9 protein-coding genes are annotated in these 12,344 nt (G+C 68.0%); 6 read left to right on the top strand and 3 right to left on the bottom strand.

The window, feature by feature from the left end; translation table 11 throughout:
• The first annotated feature begins 7 nt into the window (after positions 1 to 7).
• The 3 genes from CYFUS_RS17225 (at position 8) to CYFUS_RS17215 (ending at position 3,919) form a co-directional block, all read left to right on the top strand.
• Positions 8 to 298, top strand: a complete 291-nt coding sequence (locus CYFUS_RS17225) for a hypothetical protein (protein ID WP_095986217.1) — start codon at positions 8 to 10, stop codon at positions 296 to 298.
• 71 nt (positions 299 to 369) lie between these two features.
• On the top strand, positions 370 to 1,623 hold the full coding sequence (locus CYFUS_RS17220; RefSeq protein ID WP_232537617.1) for a serine/threonine-protein kinase: 1,254 nt from the start codon (positions 370 to 372) through the stop codon (positions 1,621 to 1,623).
• Between the two features lie 46 nt (positions 1,624 to 1,669).
• Positions 1,670 to 3,919 carry a PAS domain-containing sensor histidine kinase gene (locus tag CYFUS_RS17215; RefSeq protein WP_198316605.1) on the top strand — a complete coding sequence of 750 codons (2,250 nt, stop codon included), beginning with the start codon at positions 1,670 to 1,672 and terminating at the stop codon, positions 3,917 to 3,919.
• Here the strand turns inward: CYFUS_RS17215 and CYFUS_RS17210 are convergent.
• From CYFUS_RS17210 to CYFUS_RS17200, 3 genes are all read right to left on the bottom strand, one after another.
• Positions 3,916 to 4,266, bottom strand: a complete 351-nt coding sequence (locus CYFUS_RS17210) for a PadR family transcriptional regulator (RefSeq protein WP_095986215.1) — start codon at positions 4,264 to 4,266, stop codon at positions 3,916 to 3,918. The genes CYFUS_RS17215 and CYFUS_RS17210 overlap by 4 nt on opposite strands.
• 160 nt (positions 4,267 to 4,426) lie before the next feature.
• On the bottom strand, positions 4,427 to 5,200 hold the full coding sequence (locus tag CYFUS_RS53950) for a class I SAM-dependent methyltransferase (RefSeq protein ID WP_095986214.1): 774 nt from the start codon (positions 5,198 to 5,200) through the stop codon (positions 4,427 to 4,429).
• A gap of 35 nt (positions 5,201 to 5,235) precedes the next feature.
• A complete protein-coding gene (locus CYFUS_RS17200; protein WP_095986213.1) occupies positions 5,236 to 6,309 on the bottom strand; it encodes an NAD/NADP octopine/nopaline dehydrogenase family protein in 1,074 nt (357 codons plus the stop codon).
• 165 nt (positions 6,310 to 6,474) lie between these two features.
• Between CYFUS_RS17200 and CYFUS_RS17195 the strand changes: the two genes are divergently transcribed.
• The 3 genes from CYFUS_RS17195 (at position 6,475) to CYFUS_RS53945 (ending at position 12,344) form a co-directional block, all read left to right on the top strand.
• Positions 6,475 to 7,044 carry a class I SAM-dependent methyltransferase gene (locus CYFUS_RS17195; protein ID WP_095986212.1) on the top strand — a complete coding sequence of 190 codons (570 nt, stop codon included), beginning with the start codon at positions 6,475 to 6,477 and terminating at the stop codon, positions 7,042 to 7,044.
• 58 nt (positions 7,045 to 7,102) lie between these two features.
• Positions 7,103 to 7,462 (top strand): hypothetical protein, encoded by a 360-nt coding sequence (locus CYFUS_RS17190; protein WP_095986211.1) that lies wholly within the window; start codon positions 7,103 to 7,105, stop codon positions 7,460 to 7,462.
• Positions 7,463 to 7,559: 97 nt separating this feature from the next.
• The gene (locus CYFUS_RS53945) at positions 7,560 to 12,344 is read left to right on the top strand and encodes a caspase family protein (protein WP_095986210.1); all 4,785 of its coding nucleotides are present in this window, start codon (positions 7,560 to 7,562) and stop codon (positions 12,342 to 12,344) included.

Genomic DNA, 12,344 nt, shown 5'->3' with positions numbered 1-12,344 from the left:
GGCGCGCATGTGGATCGAAACCATCGTCATGCCCCGAGAAGAGCCCGTGTATGAGCGTCCCTCCCCCCGGAGGGATCGGAGCGAGGCCCACGCGGCGGCATGTGCCGAGGGCTCCCAGTTCCGGGACGCCGTGCTGCGCTACCTCCACACCCACCAATTAATGGACGCGGTGAAGTGGGTGAGCGAAGCGGGCAGCATTCCCCTGGTGACGCTGCACTGCACCTCGCTGGTGCTGGAACACCTGCAGAAGGAGCCGAGCTTCGAGGCGGGACGCTCGCTCATGTTCCCCGCCTTCTAGGCCGCCTGGCGGGCGGACCCTGAAGCAGGCAGCCGGGCATGAAGGTCGGGCTTCTGCTATTCAGAAGAAACATGACGGACACGCTCCTGTACGCTCCAGAAGGCGCCGTGGATGCCACGCTGATCTCACCGGGCTCGTCGTCCGGGAACGCATCCGGGAGCGCATCACCCACCTCCCGTCCACTCACCACCACGCTGCGCACCACGGTGCTCCCCCATGTGGAATGGAGGGGCGCGCAACCCCACGTGCGGCCCCAGGAGCGCGAGCGCTTCGAGGAGCTCAGCGAGCTGGGCCAGGGTGGCATGGGCGAGGTGATCCTCCTCAAGGATCACGACATCGAGCGCACGGTGGCGCTCAAACGCCTGCCGGAGGCGGCCGAGCTCGGTCACGTGCTGCGCTTCGTGGAGGAGATCCGCACCGTCGGGCAGCTCGATCATCCGAACATCGTTCCGGTGCACGACGTCGGCGTCGATGCCAAGGGCCGCTACTACTTCCTGATGAAGCACCTGCAGGGAGAGACGCTCGAGGCCATCATCGAGAAGCTGCGCGAGGGAGACGCCGCCACGCACGAGCGCTTCACCCATCCCGTCCGGCTGCAGATCTTCCTCGGAGTGCTCAACGCCCTGGCGTACGCGCACCGCAAGGGCTTCATCCACCGCGACCTCAAGCCCGCCAACATCATGGTGGGGCCCTTTGGCGAGGTCACCGTGCTGGACTGGGGCCTGGCCCGGCGCCTCCAGTCCCCCTCCGCGGCGGGCCCCGCCTCGCCCGAGTCCTCCGCCCAGCACCCCGAGGAGGAGCTCGCGCGGCGCACGCAACACGGCTCCATCATGGGCACCCCGCTCTACATGTCTCCCGAGCAGGCCCGGGGCCAGCACGACGCCGTCGACGTCCGCAGCGACACCTACAGCCTGTGTGTGCTGTTTCACGAGTTCCTCTACCTGCGCCACTACCTGCACGACCGCAAGTCGGTGGCCGAGGTGCTCGAGGGCGTCCAGAATCAGCGCCCCTCCCTGTTCCAGCACAGCGCCCACCAGTCCCGCCAGGCCCCCGTCCCCACGGAATTCATCTGGTTCATCCACAAGGGGCTCGCCAAGAACCCGGCCGAGCGTTACCAGTCCGTCGAGTCGATGATCCAGGAGTTGCGTGGGCTCATGGACGGACGCATCCACGTGCAGTGCGCGCGCACCTTCACCAAGCGGGGGCTCCATGAGGCCCTGCGCAAGGTGGAAACCCACCCGCGCTTCTTCCTGGCCGTGGCTGGACTGGTCGCGACCCTGGTATGGGCCGGCCTGTTTCATTTCCTCGCCCTGCTGTTGGGCTGATCACCCCAGACGGGTTCTCTCTCCTTCTGCTCCAAGGTCCCGCGTCATGCCTTCCCTCTCCCCAGACCCCACTTCGGGCTCCCGGGACCGGTCCGGTCTGCCGCCGGATCCCCCCCAGCCCCCCGACGAGCTGCTGCGCGCCAGCCACCAGTTGTTGCGCAAGATCGTGGAGATCCAATCCACCCTCATCCGCGGCGGCAATCCCCGCGAGGCGCTGCAACGGCTGCTCGCGGAGGTGATGGAGGCCACGGGCAGCACCTCCGGGTGTCTCGTCGAGGCGAAGCCCGCCGCGAACGGAGTGCGGGAGACGCGCTGCCTGGTGGGTCTTCCCGTGGACGCGCGGGGCGAGGAGGCCCCCAGCCAGGAGACGCGCGAGTTGCGCGCGCGCGTGGAAGCCCTCTGCGCATCCACCGAGCCGCTCCCGGCCGAGAGCACGGGCACGCGGTGCGTCCTGCCCCTGGACGTGGAGGGACTCCGGGTGGGGGCGGTGGGCCTCGCCGGCCGGCCGGGTGGCTACGAGGCCAGGCTCACCGACGTCCTCCAGCCCTTCCTCGTCGCCTGCGGCGCGCTGCTGCTGGGCGAGCGTCACGAGCAGCGGCGGAGCGAGGCCGAGAAGGCGCTGCGCCAGCAGCAACAGGAAAGCGCGGAGAACCTGCGCCTGGTGATGGACAACATGGAGGATGGCGTCTGGGTGCTGGACCTGGACACCCACGAGATCTTCGCCAACCACCGGTGGCTGGGCATGCTCGGCTATGCCCGGGGTGAGCTGGAGCCGACCCTCCAGACGTGGCTGAGCCTGTGCCATCCCGACGACGCGACCCGCTATGCCGAGCAGATCAAGAATCGTCAGCGCAAAGACCTCGACGCCATGGAGTGGGAGCAGCGCCTGCGGCACCGGGATGGCCGGTGGCTCTGGGTGATGACCCGCGTCACCGTGGTGGCGCGTGACGAGCAGGACCGTCCCTCGCGGCTGGTGGGCACCAACGTGGACATCACCGTGCGCAAGCACGGCGAGGAGCGCCTGCGCGCCCTGGTGGAGATCCTGCCGGACCTCGTCTTCCGCATCGACGCGGATGGCACCTACCGGGACCACTACATCACCCACCAGACGGATATCGCCGTCCCCCTCGAGCGCGTCATCGGCTTGAACATGCGCCAGTTGCCCCTGGCGCCCGTGTACCTCGACAAGATCTTCCTGCAGCTGGGCCGCGCCATCCGTGAAGGAACCTCGGAGGTCGTCGAGTACCCGATGGAGCGCCCCCAGGGCCGCATGTATTACGAGATGCGGCTGATGCGCAGCGGCTCGGACGAGGTGCTGGCCATCGTGCGCAACATCACCGAGCGAAAGCAGACCGAGGAGCGCCTGCGCCAGCGGGAGGAGGAGCTGCGGCGCCACCGCGACAGCCTGGAGGAAATGGTGCGCAACCGCAGCGAGAAGCTCCTGCGCGCCACCCTGGAGCTCGAGGAGCAGCAGGCCCAGCTCATCCAGACGGAGAAGATGGCCTCGCTCGGGCAGATGGCCGCGGGCGTCGCGCACGAAATCAACAACCCGGTGAGCTACGTGATGAGCAACCTGGGGACGCTCGACCAGTACGTCTCCGCGCTCCGGCCCCTGCTGGCCGCCCAGCGCGAGCTGCTCTCCGCCCACGAGGCCGCGCCCACCGCCCCGGTCGCCCCCGAGCTCATCGAGCACATGCGCGAGCTGTGGGAGCAGGGGGACGTGGACTACCTCCTCGATGACATGCCCGAGCTCGTCGAGGAGTCGCTGGCGGGCACGCGGCGCATCAAGGAGATCGCCCAGAGCCTGCGCTCGTTCGCGCGGGAGGACTCGGGCGAGCCGCAACTGGTGGACGTGAACGAGGAGCTGGCCTCCACGTTGAAGATCGTGTGGAACGAGCTCAAGTACAAATGCGAGGTGAAGCGGGACTTCGGTCCGCTGCCGCCCGTGAGCTGCCATCCCACGCAGATCTCCCAGGTGTTCACCAACCTGCTCGTCAACGCGGCGCAGGCCATCGAGACGCGGGGGGAGATCCGCATCCGCACGCGGCAGGAGGGGGGCGAGGTGGTGGTGGAGATCGCCGACACGGGCAAGGGCATGAACTCGGAGACACTCTCCAAGCTCTTCACGCCCTTCTTCACCACCAAGCCGCGCGGACAGGGCACGGGCCTGGGGCTGTCGGTGAGCTACGGCATCATCACGCGCCACCAGGGCCGCATCGACGTGCAGAGCGAGCCCGGCAAGGGCAGCACCTTCACCATCCGGCTGCCCGCCGCGCGGACCGAGGCCCAAGGCTAGCGCGGGGTGCTCGTCGGCGACTGGGCGATCACGCGCGTGACGAGCCGCACCAGGCGCCGGAACTCCTCCATCTGCGCGAGCAGTTGCTCGCGGCCCTCGGGGGTGAGGGCGTAGAAGCGGACGCGGCGGTTGTGCTCCGACACGCCCCACTCCGAGGAGACCCACGTCTTGCGCTCCAGGCGGTGGAGCGCCGGGTACAACGAGCCTTCCTCCACCACGAGCGCGCCCTCGGTCACCTGCTCGAGCCAGCGCACCACGGCGGCGCCATGCCGGGGGCCCAGGCTCAAGGTCTTGAGGATGAGGAGATCCAACGTCCCCTGCAGCAGCTCCACTTCCGTCGTCGGCATGTTTCGCGCTCGCCTCCTGCCCGCGCCACCAGAGGTAGCCAAAAGTCCGGAGACGAATCCAGCACGGATGCACGGCTTGGGAGCTGGCGTCCAGCGAGGAGCCAGACCCAGCTAGGTCCTACACGACACGACAGGCGGCGAGCGGCGGTGTCACCCGCGGCTAACGCACCGCCAGGAGGACGCGGTCATCCAGGTACTGCCAGAGCACCCCCACGTCCTGGAAGCCCGCGTCGCGCAGCGCCGCCTCGTGCACCTCCAGCAGCGGCTCGCTCCAGTCGCGGCGGATACCGGCGAAGCGCCGCTGGCGCTCGTCGATGAGCGGACCCATCCCCGGCTCCGCCGCCAGCGCCTTCCACCAGACCGCCCAGTCCTCCACTCCCCGCTTCCCGAAAGCCTCCGCCTCCTCCTTGCGGCGCACCTGCTCCGCCAGCCGCTGGAAGGGACCCGGCCGACGCGAGAATGGAATGTTGTCGCCGTTGAGAAACACGCCCCCCGGGCGCACCAGCCGCCCCAGTTGATGGTAGAGCGCCACGAGCCGCTCGGCCGGCAGCCAGTGGAGCGCGGTGGTGCTCAGCACCGCATCCACCGACGACACCTCCAGCCGCGCCGCCAGGTCCACCGTCATCAGGTCCGCCTCCACCCAGCGCAGCCGCCCCCCTCCGTCGCCGAGCGCTCCCCTGCCCAGGACCAGCAGCACCGGGTCCAGGTCCACCGCGATGCACCGTGCCTTCGGAAAGCGCTCCAGCACCCGCTGGCTGATGGAGCCCGGCCCACACGCCAGATCCACCAGCACGAACTCCTCCGGCAGCAGGGCCGCGAGCACGTCCAGCATCACCTCGAAGCGCTGCTCACGCCGCGGCAGGTAGCCCGTCTGCTGCGCGTCCCAGCGCCTCAGCCAGCTCCTCCAATCCAGCGAGGAAGGGGACTGCGTCATGGTGTCTTCTCCTGGGGTCCGTTCGAGCTGTCCACTCACTGCGCCATCCACCGCACGATGGCTTCGTGGCTGAGGCCGCCCCACCCCAACCGATCCAGGGTGCGCCCCGTGGCGCTCAGGTCCTGGCCGCAGAGCACCGAGGTGAGGGTGATGACGGCGTCCACCATGGGCACCTCCACCCCCGCCTTGCGCGCCAGTCCCTGGAGCGGCACCAGACTGTTGGCGATGTCCTCGGTGAGGAAGCGGTGCTCCAGGCTGGTGGGGGCGTAGAGTTCCCGGTAGCCAGGCACGGTCCGCATGGCCTCCAACAGGCTCCCCGTCTCACAGCCATAGTAGCGGTTGAGCAGTTCCTTCATGGGCAGCAGGCGCGTCCCGTACGCCCGGGCCACCAGGTGGAACTCCTCCTCCATCCGCTCCAGCAGGACGATGGTGCGCTCGGACATTCCATCCACGTAGAAGCGCAGACGCTCTCCCCGATCGATGGGGCCCAGGTTGATGAGCGACACGAGAGCGTGCGCGAGCGCGCCGAAGTCGGTGAGCCCCCGCTGCACCAGGTTGCTCGCGTCCTCGAGGCCCGGAAAGAAGCGGCGCAACAGCGGGCCGTGGCACAGCGTTTCCGAGCGCTGGGGACAGGCCAGGAACGTCCAGCCCTTGAGGCCGGCGATCCAGATGCCATGGTCCTCGCGTGCCCGGCAGGCGAAGAGCGCATCCGTCTCGATGATGGGCACTCCGTGGACGCCGTGCCCGTGAAGCGCGCGCGTCATCTCCAGGCTGCCACACAGCTTGCTGGAGAAGAGCACGAGGACATGGTGGTCGCGCAGGTAGGGCGCCAGGGCCGCCGCCACGTCCAGGTAGGCGGTGGTGACGCTGGCCACGAAGACAATCCCGCACTGGCGCGCCAGGCGCTCCGGCTCGTTCGTCACCTGCTCGATGGGAAACGAGCCCTCGAACAGGCCCGTGACCTCGATGCGCCCCCGGCGGCGGATGGTGTCGAGCTTCTCCGGATGGCGTGTGTAGACGCAGACGGGATGTCCCTGTTGGGACAGGTAGGCCGCGAGGGCCCTCGCGGTATTGCCGGAGCCGATGACCCCGATGCGGTCGGAAACCATGACTTCACCCCCCCTGGAGACGACTGCCACCTGTCATAGCAAGCGACGCCACTCACACGGGATGCGGCACGGTGTCGCACGTGGCCCTCGCCCGCCTGGCCCGGCCGGTCCACAATCGTCGGCGAACCGCTGGCCACCGAACTGGTACGCAACGCCGTGAGCGCGATGGGCACCTTCCTCTACCTGCTCCTCTTGACCCTGCTGCTGGGGGCCATGCTGTCCATCGTCCTCTACTCGCTGCGCATCGGCATCACCCCCATGCCCACCACGGGGAAGGTGCGCCGACAGATGCTCTCGCTCCTCCCCGAGACCCAGGAGGGCACGCTCCTGGAGCTGGGCTCGGGCTGGGGGAACCTGGCCTTCGCGCTCGCGGACCACTGCCCCCGGGCGAACGTGGTGGCCTACGAGTGGTCTCCCCTGCCGTATGCCTTCTCGCGCCTGCGCCAGCGCCTCGCGCCCCGGCCCAACCTGCGACTGGTGCGCGGGGACTTCTTCCAGGCCTCCTTCACGGGGGCCTCGGCCGTCGTCTGCTATGTGCACCGCGAGGCCATGCGCCGCCTGGCGACGAAGCTGAGGGAAGAGCTCGCCCCCGGAGCCCTCATCGTCAGCAACACCTTCGCGCTGCGCGGCTGGATGCCCTCGCGCACCCTGGTGGTCCCGGACCTGTACCGCACCCGCGTCTACCTCTACGAGGTCCCGGCGAGGACGGAGCCGGGCGCTTCCGGGGGAATTTAACCTCCGGCGGCCTCGGGGGTTTCAAGGGACAGAAACCCGCCGTCGAGGAGTCCACAGCATGCTCTCGAAGCTCACCCTGTCCGCCGCCGTTGCCTCGCTGTTGTTCGCCGCTCCCGTGTTCGCCGCCGAGACGCCGCCCGCCGCTCCCCAGGAGTGCCGGGGCGAGCGGAAGCACCACGGCTTCAAGCGCATGGAGCACCGGTTCGACCGCGCCGTCCAGGATGGCCGCCTCACGCGAGAGCAGGCCGATCAGTTCGCCGCCGAGGCGAAGCAGTTGCGCGAGGAGGCGCGCGCGCAGCGCGAGGCCAATGGAGGCCAGCTCACCCCGGAGCAGAAGGACCAGTTCAAGCAGCGTCGGCAGGCATTCCGCCAGAAGGTGCACGCGGCCATGAAGGCTCCCGCCGCCCAGGGAGTGTGAACCGAGACTCCCGACTCGAGGACTGATAGGCCACCGCTTCACGGACAGTATGGGGCCTCGGGATGCCGGGGCGCCCCTCGGTCCGTGGTGCACGTGAATGGGCCTCCCTGACTCCGAGAGTTCTCCACCCGGCTTCGCTCGCAGCCTGGCCATCGTCATCGGCATCGATGACTACGCGCACGGCATTCCCCCGCTCCTCAATGCCGTGCGCGACGCCCACACGGTCGCGGAGACCTTGCGGCTCCAGGGCTTCGAGACCCTGCGGCTCCTCGATGACGAGGCCTCCCTCGCCTCGCTCACCCACCTGTTTTCCCACCAGCTTCCGACCCTCCAGCCTCCGCCCGACCGGCTCCTCATCTACTTCGCCGGACATGGCCTGGCGCACACGGATCCCCGGCTGCACCTCGCCGGCTACCTGCTGCCCTCCGACGCGCGCCGCGACGAACCTTCGTCCTACTGGCCCATGGCCGCCCTTCACGAGGCGCTGCGCCAGCTCCCCTGCGGCCACCTGCTGCTCATCCTCGATTGCTGCTTCGCGGGGGCCTTTCCCCATTCCCTCTCGCGAGACATCCGCGCCCCGGCTCCTCCTGCGCCCCTCTTCCTCGAGCGCTTCCGCCACTTCTCCTCCCGCCGCTCCTTCCAGCTCCTGCTCTCCACCGCTCACGACGAGCTGGCCTCGGACAGGCTCCTGGCGAAGCCCTCCCAGGAATCGCTCGGCGATGGCCTCCACTCGCCCTTCGCCCTGGCCTTCCTCGAGGCGATTCGCGCCTCCTCTCCCGCCGATACCAATCGGGACGGACTGCTCACCGCCACCGAGCTCTACACCTTCCTGCGCGACCGGCTCCTCCAGCGGCTCCCTCCTCATGCCTCGCAGACCCCGGCCCTGTGGCATCTGGACTGGCACGACGGAGGCGAGTTCCTCTTCCTCCTCGCGGACACATTCCCCGCGCTTCCCCCCGCCGCGCCACTCTCCCAGCACGCCAATCCCTACCTCGGCCTGCGGCCCTTCACCTCGGAGCACCGCCACCTGTTCTTCGGCCGGGAGCGTCTCGTCGACCTCCTGCTGACCCGCCTGCGCTCCCAGGCCCTGCTCCTGCTGTGCGGCCCTTCCGGAGCGGGCAAGTCCAGCATCGTCCACGCGGGTCTCCTCCCCCGCCTGGGCGAGAACGGCGCCTGGAACATCCCTCCCTCGCTGCGCCCCTCGGCGCAGCCCCTCCAGGCGCTGTCCTCCTGGCTCGCCTCGTTGGCTCCCGGCACCCCCACCCCGTCGGCCGATGACCTCGCCTCCCAACCTCATCGCGCCGCCGATATCCTGCGTGACTGGCTCTCCCACGACGCCCTCCGCTCCGTCGTGCTCGTAGTCGATCCACTCGAGGAACTGGTCACCGCCTGCCTCGACGACTCGGCGCGCCTGGCCTTTCTTCGAGCGCTGTCCTGTCTGCTCCAGCTCTCGCATCCACGCCTCCACCTGTTGCTGCTGCTGCGCTCCGACTTCGAGCCCCACTTCCTCCCCCGGCTCGTCGCCGCGGACCTCGCCCCCGAGCGCTGGCACGGCGGGCGCTTCCAGCTCCCGCTCATGAACCGCGACGAGCTGCGCCGCTGCATCGAGAAGCCCGCGGAGACGTGCGTGCTCTTCTTCGATGCGGGCCTCGTCGAGCGCCTGCTGGATGACGTCGAGCAGATGCCGGGCGCGCTGCCCCTGCTCTCCGTGGCGCTCAGCGAGCTGTTCGACGCCTACCTCGCCAGTGGCCGGGACGACCGCACCCTCTCCTTCGAGGACTACCGCCAGATGGGAGGCATCGCGGGAGCCCTCCAACGCCGGGCCGAACTCATCTTCCACGGAACCGTCCCGTCCACGGCCGAGGCGGACACGTCGCCGCCGCCCATGAGCCCGTGGGAACTCCCCGCCTTCCAGCGCACGCTGCACAATGTGCTGCTGCGCATGGTGTCCCCCGAGGGAGGAGAGCTGGCGCGCCGCAGGGTGCCTCGCGCCGAGCTGGAGTATCCCCTCCCGGAGGAGAATGCCCGCGTCCAGCGGGTCCTCCACACCCTGGAGACCTGCCGCCTGGTGGTGGCCAGCGACGAAGAGGGGCCCTGTGTCGAGCCCGCGCACGATGCCCTGCTCTCCTCCTGGCCCCGGCTCCATGACTGGGCCCGCCACGCCCAGCGCGAGCTGCTGCTGCTGCGCCGGGTCTCTCATGCCTCCGCCGAATGGCACCGTCACCACCGCGCCCATGACTTCCTCTGGGCAGATGCGCGCCTGGATCAGCTCGGTCTGGCGCCGGACCTCCCGCGCGGCACCGGAGGCCCCCTGGCGCTGCCCGTCCACCCACCCGGCGGTGCCTCCACCGAGCTGCTGGACTTCAATGCCGCCGAGAGCGGGTTCCTCCACGCCAGCGCGCGGCGCCGACGCTCCCTGCGCAATTTCCGCGCATCGCTCGTGCTCACCGTAGCCACCCTGCTCGTCGCGCTCACCGTGGCGGCTCTCTTCCAGGCCAACAAGGCGACAAACAACGCCCGGGAAGCACAACGCCAACAACGAATCGCCGAGGACAACGCCCGGGAGTCACTCCGACAGAAGAACCTGGCCCTGCTCAGCGCGCAGATACCGCATGCCCGGAGCCTCCTGCCGACGGATCCCACCAGGGCGATGTTGGTTCTCCTGGCGATGAATACCCGGAAGGAGTTTCCGGACAGCGAATGGATGCAGACCGCGCTGGACACCAGCCAGCACGCCATCAGCAGCGCCATCCTCACCGGACACAGCTCAGAAATCTACTCGGCCCGGTTCAGCGCCGATGGCACCCGCGTCCTCACCGCATCCGCCGACGGCACCGTCCGCCTCTGGCGTTCCGATGGCACTGGGACTCCCATCGTCTTTTCGGCCAATGAAGAGAGCGTGAACTCCGCAGTCTTCAGCCCCGATGAATCGCACATCCTCACCGCCTCGGACGATGGCATCGTCCGCCTCTGGCGGGCCGACGGCACGAGACCGCCCGTCAACTTCCCGGTCCATAAGGACTCGGTGAACTCCGCAGTCTTCAGTTCCGATGGCTCGTACATCCTCTCCGCCTCGGCCGATGGCACGGTACGCCGCTGGCGGATCGACGGGACGGAGCAGCCCGTCGTCTTCAGAGGTCATTTCAAGGGAGCGAACTCCGCGAGCTTCAGCCCCGACGAGCGCCATGTCCTCACCCTCACGGGCAATGGAACCGTCTATCTTTGGAACGCCAACGGGATGGGGCAGCCACTCGTCTTTCCAGGCAAGAACGAGCAGGTGCTCTCAGCCACCTTCAGTCCCGACGGCTCCTCCATCCTCACTGCATCCGCGCAAGGAGACGCCCGTCTCTGGCGTATCAATGGCTCCCTGAAGCTCCATTTCAAGGCACACGAAAAGTCGGTGAACTTCGCGACCTTCAGCCCGGATGGGACCCAGATCCTCACCACGTCGGACGACGACAGCGCCTACCGCTGGCTCGTCGAAGAACTCGAGCACCCCACCCTGCCCGCCGTGCTCTATGGTCGTGGAGACGTGTTGACCTTCGCGGCATTCAGCCCGGATGGAGCCTATGTCTTCACCGCGTCGGACGATGGCACCGCCCGTCTCTGGCGCGCGGATGGCACGGGAACACCCATCACCTTCCTTGGGCATACTCAGACGGTGAAAATCGTCGCCTTCAGCCCAGATGGAACCAAAGTCCTCACCGCGTCGGACGACAGCACCATCCGCATCTGGCGCATTCATGGCGATCCCCCGCCCCCCTTCTTCGACGTCGATATCAATGGCTCGCCTGACGCCACACCCAGCCCCGATGGATCCCTCATCGCCATCGCCACCAACAACACCGCTGAAATCTGGCGCATCGAGGACAAGAAACGACTCGCCGTCTTGCCGGACCATAAGGCTCTGGTGAACAGCGCTGTTTTCAGCCCCGACGGGACCCAGATCCTCACTGCATCGGACGATGGAAGCGCCCGCCTCTGGCGCGCCGATGGAACGGGAACACCTCTCGTCTTCCAGCACTCTCGACAGGAGCTCACCTCCGCCATATTCAGCCCGGATGGCACGCACATCCTCACCGCGTCCAGCAGCACCGCCCGCCTCTGGCGCGCCAACGGCGAGGCGACCTCCTTCGTCTTCCCTAGCCCAGGCGAAGCTCATCCCCCCGCCATATTCAGCCCGGATGGCACCCACATCCTCATCATTTCCGAAGACAACGTCATCCGCCTCTGGCCCACCCGTGGTTCAGGCGCTCCCGTTGTCTTCTCGGGTCATCAAGGCCAGGTGAACTCCGCTGTCTTCAGCCCCGACGGCTCCCGGCTCATCATCACGTCCGACGATTGGACAGCCCGCCTCTGGCGTGTCCATGAGCCAAATAAGTCCATTGTTCTTTCAGGACACAAGGACAAAGTGAACTCCGCGGTCTTCAGTAACGATGGCGCTTATCTTCTCACCGCGTCGGACGACAACACGGCCATCCTCTGGAGTGCCGACACCGGAAAGGAGTTGCATCGCTATCCAGGTCATCAAAGTGGGGTTTTCTCGGCGAAATTCACCCCCGATGGCACCCGGATCCTCACCACCTCCGGTGATGGCACCGCCCGCCTGTGGCCAATCGACAAGAAGACCACGCCCTTGATCTTCAACAATGACTCGACCCCAGGTGCGTTACTCATGCGAAATGGCACACGCCTTGTCACCTTCTCCGACGGCATGTTCCGCGTCTGGCCTCTTGATCCCGACATCCTGACCGATGAGCTCAAGAAGATGACCACCGTGTGTCTCACCGCCCCCGAGCGCGAACAGAACCTCCTCGAGACTCCCACCCAGGCACAAGAGGAATACGAGCGCTGTGAACACTCGCATGGGCGGCTGCCGTGA

This window comes from Cystobacter fuscus (genome assembly GCF_002305875.1).
Classification (GTDB): Bacteria; Myxococcota; Myxococcia; order Myxococcales; family Myxococcaceae; genus Cystobacter; species Cystobacter fuscus_A.
This window is presented reverse-complemented; position numbering and strand designations above follow the sequence as displayed.